14 protein-coding genes are annotated in these 17,142 nt (G+C 40.6%); 7 read left to right on the top strand and 7 right to left on the bottom strand.

Annotation, left to right across the window (positions count from 1 at the left end):
- Window positions 1-52: 52 nt before the first annotated feature.
- The 7 genes from rsmG to rpmH all read right to left on the bottom strand — a co-directional run bounded on the left by rsmG (window position 53) and on the right by rpmH (window position 6,579).
- Window positions 53-769, bottom strand: a complete 717-nt coding sequence (rsmG, locus tag OTG27_RS00070; protein ID WP_034316171.1) for a 16S rRNA (guanine(527)-N(7))-methyltransferase RsmG — start codon at window positions 767-769, stop codon at window positions 53-55.
- Between the two features lie 29 nt (window positions 770-798).
- Window positions 799-2,685 carry a tRNA uridine-5-carboxymethylaminomethyl(34) synthesis enzyme MnmG gene (gene mnmG, locus OTG27_RS00065; RefSeq protein WP_268935905.1) on the bottom strand — a complete coding sequence of 629 codons (1,887 nt, stop codon included), beginning with the start codon at window positions 2,683-2,685 and terminating at the stop codon, window positions 799-801.
- Window positions 2,686-2,706: 21 nt separating this feature from the next.
- The gene (gene mnmE / locus OTG27_RS00060) at window positions 2,707-4,092 is read right to left on the bottom strand and encodes a tRNA uridine-5-carboxymethylaminomethyl(34) synthesis GTPase MnmE (RefSeq protein WP_268935904.1); all 1,386 of its coding nucleotides are present in this window, start codon (window positions 4,090-4,092) and stop codon (window positions 2,707-2,709) included.
- A 335-nt stretch (window positions 4,093-4,427) separates the two neighbouring features.
- Window positions 4,428-5,048, bottom strand: coding sequence for an RNA-binding cell elongation regulator Jag/EloR (gene jag / locus OTG27_RS00055; RefSeq protein WP_063574568.1), 621 nt, complete (start codon window positions 5,046-5,048; stop codon window positions 4,428-4,430).
- Complete coding sequence (spoIIIJ, locus tag OTG27_RS00050) at window positions 5,045-5,833, bottom strand: YidC family membrane integrase SpoIIIJ (RefSeq protein WP_098185086.1); 789 nt, start codon at window positions 5,831-5,833, stop codon at window positions 5,045-5,047. Before spoIIIJ ends, jag begins: the two co-directional genes overlap by 4 nt.
- 174 nt (window positions 5,834-6,007) lie before the next feature.
- A complete protein-coding gene (gene rnpA / locus OTG27_RS00045) occupies window positions 6,008-6,364 on the bottom strand; it encodes a ribonuclease P protein component (protein WP_057278285.1) in 357 nt (118 codons plus the stop codon).
- 80 nt (window positions 6,365-6,444) lie between these two features.
- The gene (gene rpmH, locus OTG27_RS00040) at window positions 6,445-6,579 is read right to left on the bottom strand and encodes a 50S ribosomal protein L34 (RefSeq protein ID WP_034316183.1); all 135 of its coding nucleotides are present in this window, start codon (window positions 6,577-6,579) and stop codon (window positions 6,445-6,447) included.
- Between the two features lie 932 nt (window positions 6,580-7,511).
- On the opposite strand from rpmH, the gene dnaA reads away from it, so the two are divergent.
- The 7 genes from dnaA (at window position 7,512) to gyrA (ending at window position 16,687) form a co-directional block, all read left to right on the top strand.
- The gene (gene dnaA, locus OTG27_RS00035; protein WP_034316187.1) at window positions 7,512-8,861 is read left to right on the top strand and encodes a chromosomal replication initiator protein DnaA; all 1,350 of its coding nucleotides are present in this window, start codon (window positions 7,512-7,514) and stop codon (window positions 8,859-8,861) included.
- A 192-nt stretch (window positions 8,862-9,053) separates the two neighbouring features.
- A complete protein-coding gene (gene dnaN / locus OTG27_RS00030) occupies window positions 9,054-10,190 on the top strand; it encodes a DNA polymerase III subunit beta (protein ID WP_054398443.1) in 1,137 nt (378 codons plus the stop codon).
- A 219-nt stretch (window positions 10,191-10,409) separates the two neighbouring features.
- On the top strand, window positions 10,410-10,622 hold the full coding sequence (yaaA, locus tag OTG27_RS00025) for a S4 domain-containing protein YaaA (RefSeq protein WP_063574566.1): 213 nt from the start codon (window positions 10,410-10,412) through the stop codon (window positions 10,620-10,622).
- A gap of 21 nt (window positions 10,623-10,643) precedes the next feature.
- Window positions 10,644-11,762, top strand: coding sequence for a DNA replication/repair protein RecF (gene recF / locus OTG27_RS00020; RefSeq protein ID WP_034316194.1), 1,119 nt, complete (start codon window positions 10,644-10,646; stop codon window positions 11,760-11,762).
- A 12-nt stretch (window positions 11,763-11,774) separates the two neighbouring features.
- Window positions 11,775-12,038 carry an extracellular matrix regulator RemB gene (gene remB / locus OTG27_RS00015; protein WP_034316197.1) on the top strand — a complete coding sequence of 88 codons (264 nt, stop codon included), beginning with the start codon at window positions 11,775-11,777 and terminating at the stop codon, window positions 12,036-12,038.
- Between the two features lie 75 nt (window positions 12,039-12,113).
- Window positions 12,114-14,039: a DNA topoisomerase (ATP-hydrolyzing) subunit B gene (gene gyrB / locus OTG27_RS00010; RefSeq protein WP_268936136.1), complete on the top strand. Its 1,926-nt coding sequence runs from the start codon at window positions 12,114-12,116 to the stop codon at window positions 14,037-14,039.
- Window positions 14,040-14,134: 95 nt separating this feature from the next.
- Entirely contained in the window at window positions 14,135-16,687 is a 2,553-nt protein-coding gene (gene gyrA / locus OTG27_RS00005) for a DNA gyrase subunit A (protein ID WP_063574565.1), read from the top strand.
- Window positions 16,688-17,142 lie beyond the last annotated feature (455 nt).

Here is a 17,142-nt window from a genome sequence, read left to right as displayed (position 1 = left end):
TATATCTGAATCCTCTGCTCTTACTATGAAAACATACTTTATCGTACAGAGGTTATTCAATAGGCTGCTTATTCGGTGTCCCTGGTTTTCTTGGGTATTTTTTAGGAGTCTTCTTCACTTTTTTTACAGTAATGATGTTTCTTTCACTATTTTCCTCTGGCAATGTGAAAGGATGAATTTCTTCAATTTCTCCGCCTAATGTAAAAATGGCCTTCTTCCCTGTGTCCATTTCATCTTGTGCACTAGCCGCTTTCATGGCAATGAACGTCCCATCCAGTTTAACAAGCGGCAAACATAGTTCACTTAAAACCGACATCCTGGCTACCGCCCTCGCCATGACAATATCATAGGATTCGCGATGCTCCGGTTTTTGGGCGAAGGTTTCCGCCCGGTCATGATAAAAGGAAACTCCCTTTAATTGCAATGAATCCGCAAGGTGATTCAAAAAAGAAATTCGCTTATTCAAGGAATCCACAATCGAGACGTGGATATCAGGGAAACAAATCTTCAATGGAATACTCGGAAATCCAGCTCCAGCCCCAACATCGCAAATTCGATAGGATTCGTTAAAGTCGAAATAGAAGGCTGCACTGATTGAATCATAAAAATGCTTTAGATAAACTTCTTCTTTATCTGTGATGGCTGTTAAGTTCATCTTTTCGTTCCATTCCACCAATAATCGATAATACGTGTCAAACTGATCAAGCTGTTGAGGAGAAAGCTCAATCCCTTTCTCCAGCAGTGCTTGTTGGAACTGTTCAATATTCATGTTTTTTCAATCCTTTTCGGGTATTTCCGTTACTGAGATACTCTGGCAATCTTACCTTGTTCCAAATAAACAAGCAGAATGGAAACATCAGCGGGATTCACACCGGAAATTCTTGAAGCCTGAGCTACTGATAGCGGGTGGACCTGCTTTAGTTTTTGACGTGCTTCCGTTGCAAGACCAGAAATTGCATCATAATCGATATTCTCTGGAATCTTTTTGTTCTCCATTTTTTTCAGGCGATCGACTTGCTGCAAGGATTTTTCGATATATCCTTCATACTTGATCTGGATTTCGACCTGTTCCGTCACTTCTTCATTCAGTTCGACATCACTTGGCGCCAACTTCTGAATATGGGAATAATCCATTTCAGGCCTTTTCAATAAATCGGAGGCACGGATTCCATCCTTTAATTCACTGCCGCCACTTGCAGTAATGACTTCTTGCACCTCTTTGGTCGGTTTGATGAAGTTTGATTTCAATCGTTCCTTTTCCAATTCAACCGCTTCTTTTTTCATAAGGAAACGTTTGTAGCGTTCTTCTTTGATCATTCCGATATTGAATCCAATTTCCGTTAAGCGTAGATCGGCATTATCATGACGCAATAATAAACGATATTCTGCACGTGAAGTCAGCAATCGGTATGGTTCATTCGTGCCTTTCGTTACAAGGTCATCAATGAGAACACCAATATAGGCCTCCGAACGGCTTAAAATCAGTTCTTCCTTACCCATTGCATTCAATCCTGCATTAATACCGGCCATCAATCCTTGTCCTGCTGCTTCTTCATAGCCGGATGTCCCGTTAATTTGACCTGCAGTATATAGATTTTTGATTTTCTTCGTTTCAAGTGTAGGCCATAGCTGCGTAGGAACGATGGCATCATATTCAATTGCATATCCAGCACGCATCATTTCCGCTTTTTCAAGTCCCGGAATTGTTTGCAGGATTTTCACTTGCACATCTTCAGGCAGACTGGTGGATAAACCTTGCACATAAACTTCCTTTGTATTGCGACCTTCAGGTTCCAAGAAGATTTGATGCCGTGGCTTATCATTAAAACGAACGACTTTATCTTCTATCGATGGACAATAACGCGGTCCGGTTCCTTTAATCATTCCGGAATACATTGGTGAACGGTGTAGATTCTCATCAATGAGCTGATGTGTACCCTCATTCGTATACGTTAACCAGCATGGCAATTGATCCGTTATGAACTTTGTCGTTTCATAAGAAAAGGCACGAGGCACTTCATCGCCAGGCTGAATTTCCGTTTTGCTGTAGTCTATGGAAGAACTATTCACACGTGGAGGCGTTCCTGTTTTAAAACGGACCAAATCAAATCCTAACTGCTCCAAGTGTTCAGAAAGCCTGATGGAAGGCTGCTGATTATTAGGGCCGCTTGAATATTTCAGTTCTCCTAAAATGATTTCACCGCGTAAATATGTTCCCGTCGTGATTACGACAGTTTTCGCACGGTACACCGCACCTGTTTTAGTGATGACACCCGTACATACGTCGTTTTCAACAATTAATTCCTCTACCATTCCTTGAATCAATGTCAAATTTTCTTGGTCTTCTATCGTCTTTTTCATTTCTTGCTGATAGAGAAATTTATCTGCCTGCGCCCGCAGCGCACGAACGGCCGGACCTTTTGCCGTATTGAGCATCCTCATTTGAATATGGGTCTTGTCGATATTTCTTCCCATTTCACCGCCTAAAGCGTCAATTTCCCTAACGACTATCCCTTTTGCCGGTCCGCCGACGGAGGGATTGCATGGCATAAAGGCGACCATATCCAGGTTAATGGTGATCATCAACGTTTTAGCTCCTACTCTTGCTGCTGCAAGGCCTGCCTCACTGCCAGCATGACCGGCACCAATAACAATGACATCATAGCTACCTGCTTCGTATTGCATATCCTTTTCCTCCTTTTACGCTTATTTTCCTAAACAAAATTGAGAGAACAATTGGTTGATCAAATTATCCTGAACGCTTTCGCCAATGATTTCTCCAAGTAACTCCCATGCTTTCGTGAAATCGATTTGAACCAAATCAACCGGCGTACCCATTTCAATAGCATCAATTGCATCTTCGATAGCCTGTAATGCCTGTCCCAGCAAAGCTATATGCCTTGCATTGGACACATAGGTCAGGTCTCCCGTTTCTAAAGAACCTTCGAAAAATAAAGAAGCGATCGCTTCTTCCAATTCATCGACCCCTCGATCTTCCAGTAATGAAGTCGTAACGACTTTATGGGATGCAGCCATTTCCTTAACTTTTGCCATATCGATTTTTTGTGGAAGGTCTGTTTTATTGATGATAACGATAACATCCATTCCCTCAACCGCTTGGAATAGTTTCTCATCTTCAGTAGTGAAACCATCGGAATAGTTCAATACAAGCAATATTAAATCCGCTTCTTTTAATACTGCACGAGACCGTTCAACTCCAATTCGTTCAACGATATCTTCCGTTTCGCGAATTCCTGCTGTATCGACAAGTTTAAGCGGTACACCGCGAACATTGACATACTCTTCAATAACATCACGTGTTGTACCTGGAATATCAGTGACGATCGCTTTGTTTTCATGAACTAAGCTGTTAAGCAAGGAAGATTTTCCGACATTAGGACGACCTATGATAACGGTCGCAAGTCCATCCCGAAGTATTTTCCCCTGTTGGGCCGTGTGAAGCAGCTTCTCTATTTCATTCTTCACATAACTGCCTTTTTCCAAAAATAAACGATGCGTCATTTCTTCGACATCATCATATTCCGGATAATCTATATTTACCTCGACTTGAGCGAGGGTCTGTAAAATTTCTTGACGCAGATTTTGGATTAATTTCGAAAGCCGGCCTTCCATTTGACCTAATGCAACATTCATGGCTTTATCCGTTTTAGCACGGATTAAATCCATAACGGCCTCAGCTTGGGAAAGATCGATCCTGCCATTCAAAAAAGCCCGTTTCGTAAATTCACCAGGTTCCGCTAAACGAGCACCTTGTGAGAGAATAAGCTGCAGTACCCTATTGACCGAAACGATTCCACCGTGACAATTTATTTCAACTACATCTTCCCTTGTAAATGTCTTTGGACCCATCATGACCGAAACCATGACTTCCTCTATGATTTCACCTGTTTTAGGCTGGATAAGGTGGCCATAATGAATCGTATGTGATTTCACTTCAAGCAATCCTTTTCCACCTGGTCCTTTAAAGATCCTATCGGCTATTTCTATGGCCTCATCACCGCTGATTCTAACGATGGCGATCGCCCCTTCCCCTAAGGGAGTAGAGATAGCGGTGATTGTATCGAATTCCATGCTTTCACCTCTTATATATTGATGGTTCTATTTTTTTCTGATAATAAAATCGTCGAATCCCTAAATTACTACAATACCACAGTATATTCATGAAAAAAAGTAGATACTCCTTCCTTCCAAGAGTTATCCACACGCCGTTAATCCATATTCTGTAACAACCATTTTAACTTATCCACATGTGAATAACAAATATCACCCGCTTCATTTTCTTCCATCCCCTTTAAGGATCAAGAAAATATAAAAAATTTGTCACTTATTGTTGAATGGAAAATTCGCAAAAAAAATATTCGACATTCATCCCTAAAAAAAAGAACCCCTGCTTAAAAGCAGAAGGTTCATTTAAGTGGAGTGATGACCAAGTGACGATATGGCTCCGTCCCACTTGAGGTTGTTTTTATTTTTGGATAATCCAGGAGAGCATTATGGATGACCTTACGTTCATAGGATGGCATCGGCTCCAGTGAAACAGCTTTACCTGTTTTCGTGGCTTTATTTGCCATTCTTTCAGCCAATTGGATTAAGGTGTCATTGCGGCGGCTTCGATAATCTTCTGCATCTACGGTAATATTCAAATACTGCTTCGAGTATCGATTTGCTACCAGCTGTGCTAAATACTGAAGTGAATTTAGTGTTTGACCCCTTTTTCCAATCAATAATGCAATTTTATCACCTGATAAATGGAATGTTACGTTCTTACCTTTACGGGTGACATTTATTTGTGCATTGACTCCCATATCGACGCAGACATTCTTCAAAAATCCAAGTGTCTCTTCAATGGGATCCGGAGGCAATGTCACATGGACGATTGCCTTCCTTGCACCAAATAAGCCAAAAAATCCTTTTTTTCCTTCATCTTCTACTTCAATCTCCACGCGATCCTTAGTGCTGTTCAGTTGAGCTAAAGCTAAATTTACTGCTTCTTCGACAGATTGTCCTGTAGCAGTCACTTTTTTCACTTTTTCTTTGCCCCTCCCGCGTTTTCCGCAGCTGCTTTTCTAAGATCCGGACCTTTGATGAAATATGTTTGAACGATACCAAAAATGTTACCAACTACCCAGTAAAGAGAAAGAGCAGCGGGGAAATTAATAGCAAATACAACAATCATGATTGGCATGATGTAAAGCATCATCGTCATTTGTGCCGCCATTTGTGGATTCGAGTTCATTCCAGCCATTGACATCTTTTGCTGGATGAAAGTCGTGATACCTGCAACGACCGGTAAAATATAATAAGGATCCGGGGAACCTAAATCAAACCAAAGAAAACTATGTAAAGCAATTTCTTCCGTACGGCTGATTGCATGGTAAAATCCGATCAAAATCGGCATTTGCACCAATATCGGCAAACATCCCGCCAATGGATTCACATTATATTTCGAAAATAGGGCCATTGTTTCTTGCTGTAGTTTTTGTTGTGTGGCAGCATCTTTTGAGCTGTATTTAGCTTGAAGTTCTTTCATTTCAGGCTGAATGGCCTGCATGGCTTTCGAGCTTTTCACCTGTTTGATCATTAATGGAAGCAATGCCAGGCGAATGATTAGTGTAACGCCGATGATTCCCAAACCATAGTTCTCGCCGAATGCTTCGGAAAGCCAGATGATCAGGGCTGATAATGGATAGACAATGTATGAATTCCAAAAACCTTCACTATCCGCAGTAATAGGTTCTTTAATTTCCGTACACCCTGCCAACAGCATCATTATCGAGGCTAGTCCAATAATGAGTAATATTCGTTTTTTCAACCGTAATTTCCTCCTAACTGCAATCAATCTTTTTTGAAACAATTGTGAACTGTTTATTAGAAGATTTCAAGGAAAAGCAATCCACTTTTTCCACAGTTACAATCGGAATTTTCTATGTCATCTTACTTAAGTAACCATATGATACGAGGAGTCTTATTCGATATTAAGGGGACTTTATTGTTTTTTCATTTTAAAGTTTAGTGATTTAGAACGTTTCAGGACATGTATCAAGCTGCTTTTCACCTGGAAAAAGTCCATCTCCGCCGCTGGTTTTCGAGCAATCACAATATAATCCTTACCCTCTTCTATATCTTCTTTCAATTCCAAAAACGCTTGCCGTATGTATCTTTTGATTTGGTTCCTCATAACGGCGTTCCCGATTTTTTTACTGACAGAAAGGCCGATCCTAAAATGATCCTGACCCGGCTTTTCAAGGACATAGACAACGAATTGCCGATTAGCAGAAGATTCACCTTTTTTAAACACAAGCTGAAATTCATCCTCTTTCTTAATCCTTAACTTTTTTTTCATTTTTACACCTTCATTACATGAATTGAGTCTCAGTAAATCCCTTATTTTGCGAAAAAAGACCACTGAGACTTTTCAGTGGTCTATGCAGATAATACTTTTCTGCCCTTACGGCGACGTGCAGCGATTACTCTACGTCCGTTTTTCGTGCTCATACGTGCACGGAAACCGTGAACTTTACTATGTTTGCGGTTATTCGGTTGATAAGTTCTTTTCATTATATGACACCTCCCTGAGGAATAACAGTTAAAGACAGTCTTTACAATTATATAGATGGAGGTTTCTACTTGTCAACCTCATCCATAAAAAATTTCTTTTTTTAATGCTCAATGTCCAGTAGGCCTTTTTTTACTACCTAGCCTATTGTAAATGATTTTGCTCCGAACTGATATAGAAATTTTTGGGGAAGGGGAAATTTCCATCATTTTATCCATGAGCACGAATATGAGATTCGCAAGTAATCCTCCCTTACGACACACCATTCGACAAATTATAAGAACGAACCTGAATCCCTTTTGATCTTTCCCCATGCAGGCCTTCCGGCTTGAACACCTGGTTCATATCAACTTAGTTCGAGCCTATAATCATGGTCTGTGGATAAAATTCGACATGTTTTTTTCTATCCACATCCCATTTTAGAGACTTTTGCACATAACAATGGCCTGTGGAAAAGTTTTTCCCACAAGCCCGGTAAGTTGTGGATAAAGTTTTCTAACCCATTGCAAGACGCCTGAATTTCTGATATTATATTTGTGTTTTCACTCTGAATAACTTTATCAACAGGTAACGTTTATCCACAGACTGTGAATAACTTGTGGATAGTTTATCCGACCTGTGTATATTAATCTGTCCACAGATGGTGGATATTGTCGAAAACCCTTTTTTCTTCTTTATTATATATTTCTTAAAATACCTGTTGATGAATAAACATTCAAATCTACACTGGCTCACCAGATGTAGTCTGTACAAAGGTTGTACAGCGCAAGATATAGTTTTGGGCACTTCACATTACACAACACAAAAATTCCTTAATACAGCTCACCGAACCTTTGCTGTCAAAATTAATATGAAGACGGCAATCGATGAGTTTATTTGTGCCTATACATTTAGATACAATGATTAAAATTTTTTTTGCAAAGGAGGGATAAGTTTGGATAACATCGATAGCCTCTGGAACCAGGCGCTCGGAAAAATCGAAAAGAAAATCAGTAAACCAAGCTTTGAAACTTGGCTTAAATCAACCAAGGCTTATTTACTGCAAGGTGATACATTAACAGTCACCGCTCCCAATGAATTTGCCAGGGATTGGCTTGAAGAACGCTATTCCCATCTTATTTCCGATGTATTGTTTGAACTTACCGGTGAGGAATTGGAAGCAAAATTCATCATTCCCCCCAATCAAGAAGATGATGATTTTGCCGTTCCTGTTCAGCCTAAAAAGATAAAAAAACAGGATAAAGAGCATGCTGCATTTCCCCAGCATATGCTTAATGCGAAAAATACATTCGATACATTTGTCATCGGCTCCGGCAATCGTTTTGCCCATGCCGCGTCTCTCGCTGTCGCAGAAGCTCCGGCCAAAGCCTATAATCCCTTATTCATATACGGGGGCGTCGGCCTTGGAAAAACTCATTTAATGCATGCAATCGGGCATTATGTTCTAGAGCATAATCCGAATGCGAAGGTCGTTTATTTATCGTCTGAAAAGTTCACGAATGAATTCATCAACTCGATCCGGGACAATAAAGCTGGGGAATTCCGTGATAGATACCGAAGCGTGGATGTTTTATTAATTGATGATATTCAATTTCTTGCGGGAAAAGAACAAACTCAAGAAGAGTTTTTCCATACATTCAATGCGCTGCATGAAGAAAGCAAACAGATCGTCATCTCGAGTGACCGCCCGCCAAAAGAGATACCTACACTAGAGGATCGTCTCCGTTCAAGGTTTGAGTGGGGCTTGATCACGGATATCACGCCACCTGATCTGGAAACGCGGATTGCCATATTGCGTAAAAAGGCAAAAGCTGAGGGTCTTGATATCCCGAACGAAGTCATGCTCTATATAGCCAACCAAATCGATTCCAATATTCGTGAGCTTGAGGGTGCACTTATTCGTGTCGTCGCTTATTCTTCATTGATCAATAAAGATATAAATGCCGATTTGGCAGCTGAAGCATTAAAAGACATCATTCCTAGCTCAAAACCTAAAATAATCACCATCTTGGAAATCCAGAAGACGGTCGGTGAACATTATAGTGTCAAACTTGAGGATTTCAAGGCGAAAAAACGGACTAAATCCGTGGCCTTTCCAAGACAGATTGCCATGTATCTTTCCAGGGAATTGACGGACTCATCCCTGCCCAAGATAGGTGATGAATTTGGAGGCCGCGATCATACGACCGTCATCCATGCGCATGAAAAAATCTCCAAACTCATGCAAACGGACACCCAGCTTCAACGTCAAGTTAAAGAAATCCAGGACCAGCTGAGGGTATAATGGATTCTGGATAATGTGAATAACTGGCGACTACTTACACACAGTCTGTCCACATGTGGATGGACTGTTTTTCCTTAGGTTGAGTGGACTTATCCACATATCAACAGGGCCTACTACTATTACTACTATCTTTTTTAATAAAAATTATTAATAAATATGCCTATTCGGCAATAAAAAATTGGAGGATGAAACATGAGATTTATAATCCAAAGAGATCGATTAGTTCATAGTGTCCAAGAAGTAATGAAAGCAGTCACATCAAGAACGACGATTCCGATCCTAACAGGGATAAAGATAAGCGTTACTAGTGAGGGGGTCACTCTAACAGGTAGTGATTCAGATATTTCCATCCAATCATTCATTCCCGCTGAGGTTGATGGAGATGAGATAGTTGAAGTTAAAAGCAGCGGCGGTATAGTCCTGAATGCCCGTTTTTTCAGTGAAATTGTCAAAAAGCTGCCGATGGATACTGTAGAAATTGAAGTGGAGAATAACTTTCAAACGATTATTCGCTCGGGAAAAGCTGAATTTAATCTAAATGGACTGGATCCTGAGGAATATCCTCATCTTCCGATCATTGCAGAAGAAAATATTTTCAAACTTCCAACGGACCTTTTAAAGACCCTCATCCGCCAAACTGGCTTTGCAGTGTCCACGTCAGAAACACGCCCCATCTTAACAGGTGTAAACTTGAAGGTTCAAGATGACGAATTGACCTGTATTGCAACAGATAGCCATAGGCTTGCAATGAGAACAGCCAAAATAGAAAATAAAATTAACGGGACCTATAGTGTTGTCATCCCAGGTAAAAGTCTGAATGAGTTAAGTAAAATCCTTGATGATACAAACGAACTCATTGAAATCGTCATTACCGAAAACCAAGTACTTTTCAAAGCTGAAAATTTATTATTCTTCTCAAGACTTCTTGAAGGGAATTATCCCGATACATCACGCTTGATTCCATCAGATAGCAAAACCGATGTGACTGTTCACACCAAGGATTTCCTTCAAGCGATCGACAGGGCTTCTTTATTGGCGAGAGAAGGAAGAAATAATGTCGTTAAATTGACAACCCTGGAAGGCCGTATAATCGAAGTCTCTTCCAATACTCCTGAAATTGGTAAAGTAATCGAGGAAGTTCAGGCAGAAGCCATTGAAGGTGAAGACCTGAAGATCTCATTCAGTGCCAAATTCGTAATGGATGCTCTAAAGGCATTGGAAGGGTCCGATATAAAAATTAATTTCACAGGTGCAATGCGTCCGTTTGTCATTCGTCCTCTACATGACGATTCCATGCTGCAATTAATTCTCCCGGTAAGGACTTATTAAGCTAAAATAATATTTCAAAAAAATTAAAGGCTTGTATAGCAGGTCTTTAATTTTTTTATATTTAAACATAGGTTTCCAAAGGGTCCTTGGCGTTTTTTCAATGCTGTACGAGACTCTCAATCGCTAAAAACAAGAACTGAAAAAGCTATACTTTGTCTTAATGGGATTAATTTAGTAAAATGAAATATTAAAGACTACTTAGAAATGAGTGAAGCATGAATGGACTCCATAAAAATCAATACTGAATATATTACGCTTGGACAATTCCTGAAATTGGCCGATTTGATCCAAAGCGGCGGAATGGCGAAATGGTTCTTAAGTGAATACGAGGTTTTCATTAATGGCGAATTAGACGTGAGAAGAGGCAGAAAATTAAGATCAGGTGATAAAATAGAGATTCCTGGATTTGGCACCTACACAATTACAAGCTAAAACATAAGGGAAGAGCGGAATATGTATATTGAAAATATAAGTTTGAAAAATTACCGCAACTATACCGAATTGAATCTGGCTTTTGAGAATAAAGTCAATGTAATCCTCGGCGAAAATGCTCAAGGAAAAACAAATGTCATGGAATCCATTTTCGTTTTAGCAATGGCAAAATCCCATCGGACCTCAAATGATAAAGAACTTATTCGCTGGGATGAAGAGTATGCTAAAATAGAAGGAAGAGTTAGAAAGAGAAATACCTCAATACCACTTGAGCTGACCATTTCAAAAAAAGGGAAAAAGGCGAAGTGCAACCATATTGAACAAAGAAAGTTGAGTCAATATGTCGGAAATATGAATGTGGTCATGTTTGCGCCTGAGGATCTTAACCTTGTAAAGGGAAGTCCTCTAGTCAGACGCCGTTTTATAGATATGGAAATTGGCCAGGTTTCTCCCGTATACCTTCATGATATGAGCCAATATCATAAAATACTTCAACAAAGAAATCATTACTTAAAGCTTCTGCAGACCCGGAAACAAACGGATACGACGATGCTTGACGTGCTGACCGATCAATTTATTCAGTATGCAGCGAAAATTGTCGAAAGAAGGTACGAGTTTCTTTTAAAGCTCCAGCAATGGGCAGAACCCATTCATTCGGGGATCTCCAGAAATCTAGAAGTATTGAAAATCCAATATAAACCGTCGCTTGATGTATCAGAATCTATGGATTTGACGAAAATGATAGAAGTATACACAGAAAAATTTGATAAAATAAAAACAAGGGAAATTGAACGGGGTGTTACACTGGTAGGTCCACATCGTGACGACCTGGTTTTTTTTGTGAATGACCGTGATGTCCAGACGTACGGTTCACAAGGACAACAGCGTACGACTGCCTTGTCTTTGAAACTTGCCGAAATTGAGCTGATCCATGAAGAAATCGGCGAGTATCCCATTTTATTATTGGATGATGTGTTATCTGAACTCGACGATTTCCGTCAATCCCATTTACTGAATACGATACAGGGGAAAGTGCAAACATTTGTGACGACACCCTCCGTTGATGGAATCGATCATCAAACCCTACGAGAAGCGTCCACCTTTTATGTTAGTCAAGGAAGTATAAAAAAGGTTAAATGATGAGGTGAATGTATGTATCTCCACATTGGTGAAGACATTCTTGTGAAAACGGACGATGTCATAGCCATTTTAGATAAGAAGCTGCTTCAGGCCTCTCCAATCATGAGTGAATTTTTGGAGAAAAAGTCCGATGTAACTTCCCATTTAGCAAAAAACTCGGTTAAATCGATTGTAGTGACGGACAAACAGGTTTATTATTCACCGCTCGCGTCGTCCACCTTGAAAAAGCGTTCACTGCAGCCATCGCTCTTAATCGATGATATAGATATTCTTTGAATTGTAGCTAAACGTTATAATTACTCCTGAAAATTGATAAATGCCAAAAGAAAAGTGTAGGTGATACGTATGACAATGGAACAAAAAGAAGTACAAGCTCAGGCATACGATGAGAATCAGATACAGGTTTTAGAAGGCTTAGAAGCAGTTCGTAAACGTCCGGGGATGTATATCGGCACTACCTCTGCAAAAGGACTTCACCATCTTGTTTGGGAAATTGTCGATAATAGTATTGATGAGGCACTGGCTGGTTTCTGTACGGAAATCAAAGTGACGATCGAAGAAGATAATAGCATAACCGTAGTCGATAATGGTCGGGGAATTCCAGTGGGGATCCATGAAAAAATGGGACGCCCGGCTGTAGAAGTAATCATGACGGTCCTTCATGCGGGCGGTAAATTTGGCGGCGGAGGTTATAAGGTCTCCGGCGGTCTGCATGGTGTGGGGGCATCGGTAGTTAATGCCTTATCCACGGTATTGGAAGTTTACGTTCATCGTGAAGGTAAAATCCATTATCAGCAATTTAACCGCGGTATCCCAAAAGAAGATTTGAAAATCATCGGGGAAACCGATCATACCGGAACGACTGTACACTTCATTCCTGATGGTGAAATCTTCACGGATACCTTGGAATATGACTTTGATACATTAGCCACACGAATCCGTGAGCTTGCATTCCTGAATAAAGGTTTGAAGCTGATCATTGAGGATAAACGTGAAGAAGAAGAAAAAATCAGGGAGTTCCACTATGAGGGCGGTATCAAATCTTATGTTGAGCATTTGAACCGTTCTAAAGAGGTATTGCATGAGGAACCGATTTTCATGGAAGGCGAGAAAGACGGAATTTCCGTTGAATTGGCCCTGCAATATAATGACAGCTATATCAGCAATGTCTTTTCTTTTGCCAATAATATTCATACCTATGAAGGCGGTACACATGAATCGGGATTCAAGACTGCTTTGACCCGTGTCATCAATGATTATGCACGGAAAAATGGTCTTTTAAAAGAAGCGGATGCCAATTTCTCAGGTGAAGATGTCCGGGAAGGTTTAACGGCAATCATTTCGATTAAGCATCCTGATCCGCAATTTGAAGGTCAGACGAAAACCAAACTCGGAAACTCTGAGGTAAGAACGGTTACTGATTCCATTCTTTCGGAACGACTTGATGCCTTCTTATACGAAAATCCTGCCGTGGCCCGAAAAATAGTAGATAAAGGGCAAATGGCAGCGAGAGCCCGTTTGGCAGCGAAGAAAGCACGTGAATTGACCCGGAGGAAAAGTGCTTTGGAAGTATCCAATCTACCAGGTAAATTGGCAGATTGTTCTTCCAAGGACCCGAGTATCAGCGAATTATACATCGTTGAAGGAAACTCTGCGGGAGGCTCGGCAAAACAAGGGCGGGACCGCCATTTCCAAGCCATATTGCCGCTAAGGGGTAAAATCCTGAATGTTGAAAAAGCGCGATTGGACAGAATCCTGCACAATGAAGAAATAGGTACGATCATCACAGCACTTGGAACGGGCATTGGTGATGAATTCAATACTGAAAAAGCCAGATACCATAAAATTGTTATCATGACCGATGCGGATGTGGATGGTGCCCATATCAGAACACTGATGTTGACATTCTTCTACCGGTATATGCGAAAAATCATCGAGTATGGATATATATATATTGCTCAGCCGCCACTTTTCAAGATTCAGCAAGGGAAAAAAGTGGATTATGCTTATAATGACCGCGAGCTTGAAGAAATCATGGCAAGTTTGCCAACTACTCCAAAGCCTAACCTGCAGCGTTATAAAGGGCTGGGGGAAATGAATCCGGAGCAATTGTGGGAAACGACCATGAACCCAGAAACGAGAACGCTGCTTCAAGTCAGTTTGAAAGATGCCGCCGAGGCAGATGAAACTTTCGAGATGCTGATGGGCGACAAGGTGGAACCGCGACGTAACTTCATTGAAGAAAATGCAATTTATGTAAAAAATCTTGATATCTGATTTTTGACAGGATGCTTTTTACATCCTGTTCTTTACATAGTGCACGAACAGTTAAACTTAAATGAGATATAAGCTTTTAATAGGAGGTTGGCTCCATGTCAGAAAATGAAAGATCAGGTGTTAAAGAAATAAATATAAGTACCGAGATGCGGACATCGTTTTTGGATTATGCGATGAGCGTTATCGTGTCGCGGGCTTTGCCTGATGTAAGGGACGGTTTGAAACCGGTACACCGAAGAATTCTTTATGCAATGAACGATCTTGGAATGACTTCGGATAAACCATTTAAGAAATCAGCCCGTATTGTCGGGGAAGTTATCGGTAAATATCACCCGCATGGTGATTCGGCAGTATATGAAACGATGGTACGGATGGCGCAACCTTTTAACTATCGCTATATGCTTGTGGATGGACATGGGAATTTCGGTTCGGTCGATGGTGACCAAGCTGCCGCAATGAGGTACACCGAAGCGAGAATGTCGAAAATCTCGATGGAGTTACTCCGGGACTTAAATAAAGATACGGTCAATTTCCAGGATAACTACGATGGTTCAGAAAGAGAACCAGCCGTCATGCCTGCCCGTTTCCCGAACTTATTGGTGAATGGTTCATCAGGAATAGCGGTAGGAATGGCAACCAATATTCCGCCCCATCAATTAGGTGAGGTAATTGACGGCGTATTGGCTTTAAGCAAGAATCCTGAGATTACAATTCCAGAGTTGATGGAATATATTCCTGGTCCGGACTTTCCGACAGCCGGTTTGATTTTAGGGAGAAGCGGAATCAGAAAGGCCTATGAAACCGGTAAAGGGTCAATCATTCAACGGGCGAAAGTCGAGATTGAAGAGAAACCGAATGGTAAACAGGTAATCCTTGTTAAGGAAATCCCTTATCAAGTGAATAAAGCAAGATTGATTGAAAAAATTGCAGAACTTGCCCGAGATAAGAAAATCGAAGGCATCACCGACTTACGGGATGAATCGGATCGCAATGGTATGCGTATTGTCATGGAGCTTCGAAAGGATGTTAATGCGAATGTCCTTTTAAACAACCTGTATAAGCACACCGCGATGCAGACCACCTTCGGAATCAATCTGCTTGCTTTGGTGGACGGTCAGCCAAAGGTGCTGAATTTAAAACAATGCCTGCGCTACTACTTGGAGCATCAGCAGGTAGTCATACGTCGCAGGACTGAATTTGAACTGCGGAAAGCGGAGGCCCGTGCCCATATTTTAGAAGGTTTGCGTATTGCACTTGATAATTTGGATGCAGTCATCTCGTTGATCCGCAGTTCCCAAACGACAGATATTGCCCGTGAAGGCTTAATGACACAATTCTCACTTTCCGAAAAACAGGCGCAAGCTATCCTGGATATGCGTTTACAGCGCTTGACAGGTCTGGAACGTGAAAAAATTGAAGATGAATATCAGGCATTAATGGCTATAATTGCAGAATATAAAGCGATTCTTGCTGATGAAGAAAAGGTTCTTGAAATTATCCGTGAAGAGCTTCTTGAAATTAAAGAACGTTTTGATGATAAACGGAGAACTGAAATCACATTAGCCGGCTTTGAAAGCCTGGAAGATGAAGATTTAATCCCAGAGGAAAATATAATCGTGACACTTACGCATAACGGTTATATTAAACGCTTGCCTGCAACCACATACCGCAGTCAAAAACGCGGGGGGCGCGGAATACAGGGTATGGGAACGAATACAGATGACTTTGTCGGTCACTTGTTAACCACTTCGACTCATGACACTCTATTATTCTTCACCAACAAAGGTAAAGTCTATCGTTCAAAAGGATATGAAATACCTGAATATGGCAGGACGGCAAAAGGATTGCCGCTTATCAACTTGTTGGAAGTCGATAAAGGCGAGTGGGTCAATGCAATCATACCTGTGAAGGAATTTGCGGACGATTGGTATTTATTCTTCACGACCAGACATGGGATATCAAAGCGTACACCTTTATCGTCCTTTGCAAATATCCGTAATAACGGTTTAATTGCCCTAGGTTTACGTGAAGACGATGAATTGATCTCTGTCCGGCTTACGAATGGAGAGAAACAGATCATAATTGGAACGAAGTCCGGTATGATGATTCGTTTCCCAGAGACGGATGTACGGACAATGGGACGTACTGCAGCAGGAGTAAAAGGAATTTCCTTAGGGACAAATGATGAAGTTGTCGGAATGGAAATTCTTGAAGATGATGAAGAAGTCCTGATCGTTACGAAAAACGGTTATGGAAAAAGGACCTCTGCGGAAGAATACCGTATTCAAAGCCGTGGAGGCAAAGGAATAAAAACATGTAATGTCACTGAGAAAAATGGTGAACTTATAGCTGTGAAAACAGTTACGGGTGAAGATGAAGATTTGATGCTGATTACAGCAGCTGGTGTATTGATCCGAATGGAAGTCGAAGGCATTTCTAAAACGGGCCGTAATACACAGGGTGTTAAGCTCATCCGACTCGAATCTGCAGATAATGAATATGTTTCTACGGTGGCCATCGTAGGAAGGGAAGAAGAAGAAGAAAAAGACATGGAAATAGAGGCGGTAACAACTCTAGATCCGGATTCTGATCCTGAACCTACGGTAAATGAAGAAAATGAAGAAACTGAAAAAGATACGGAAGAATAATCTTTTACTAAAAAAGGGGTTCGGAATTTTAATTCCGAGCCCCTTTTGAAATTCCCTTTGATTTTTTTTGAAACAATGAGAAAGCGGGAGTATCTGTAAGTAACGCTCAAATTGTATAAACCGTAAAAAATTGTAGACCCAGCAATAAAGCTGGGTCTTTTTGCATTAGCACGGTATCAAATGCTATCAGAGTGTTCGGGTTTGGGTAAAGACTCGTTAATCGTGAATTGTATATAAAAGAAGTACTATAATGTTTAAAGAAAAAATTCACTCTTGAAATCTAAGCTTCTTCTTCTTGATCAGGGGTAAAGTCATAGTATTTGAAATCTATGAATGGATGAATATTATTTATTTTAAAATAACTATTGCTTTTATTCCTGATACTAGATATAATAACTAAGTCGACAGCGAAAGAATAAAGTTGTTGACAAGGAATAATATAAATGATATATTAT

It is taken from the genome of Peribacillus sp. AS_2 (assembly GCF_026891895.1).
GTDB lineage: Bacteria > Bacillota > Bacilli > Bacillales > DSM-1321 > Peribacillus > Peribacillus frigoritolerans.
This window is presented reverse-complemented; position numbering and strand designations above follow the sequence as displayed.

Coding starts and splice junctions, on each gene's coding strand:
- mnmG (WP_268935905.1), bottom strand. CDS start 2,685: ATGCAATACGAAGCAGGTAGCTATGATGTCATTGTTATTGGTGCCGGT.
- dnaN (WP_054398443.1), top strand. CDS start 9,054: ATGAGATTTATAATCCAAAGAGATCGATTAGTTCATAGTGTCCAAGAA.
- remB (WP_034316197.1), top strand. CDS start 11,775: ATGTATCTCCACATTGGTGAAGACATTCTTGTGAAAACGGACGATGTC.
- rpmH (WP_034316183.1), bottom strand. CDS start 6,579: ATGAAAAGAACTTATCAACCGAATAACCGCAAACATAGTAAAGTTCAC.
- yaaA (WP_063574566.1), top strand. CDS start 10,410: ATGGACTCCATAAAAATCAATACTGAATATATTACGCTTGGACAATTC.
- gyrB (WP_268936136.1), top strand. CDS start 12,114: ATGGAACAAAAAGAAGTACAAGCTCAGGCATACGATGAGAATCAGATA.
- rnpA (WP_057278285.1), bottom strand. CDS start 6,364: ATGAAAAAAAAGTTAAGGATTAAGAAAGAGGATGAATTTCAGCTTGTG.
- gyrA (WP_063574565.1), top strand. CDS start 14,135: ATGTCAGAAAATGAAAGATCAGGTGTTAAAGAAATAAATATAAGTACC.
- recF (WP_034316194.1), top strand. CDS start 10,644: ATGTATATTGAAAATATAAGTTTGAAAAATTACCGCAACTATACCGAA.
- mnmE (WP_268935904.1), bottom strand. CDS start 4,092: ATGGAATTCGATACAATCACCGCTATCTCTACTCCCTTAGGGGAAGGG.
- rsmG (WP_034316171.1), bottom strand. CDS start 769: ATGAATATTGAACAGTTCCAACAAGCACTGCTGGAGAAAGGGATTGAG.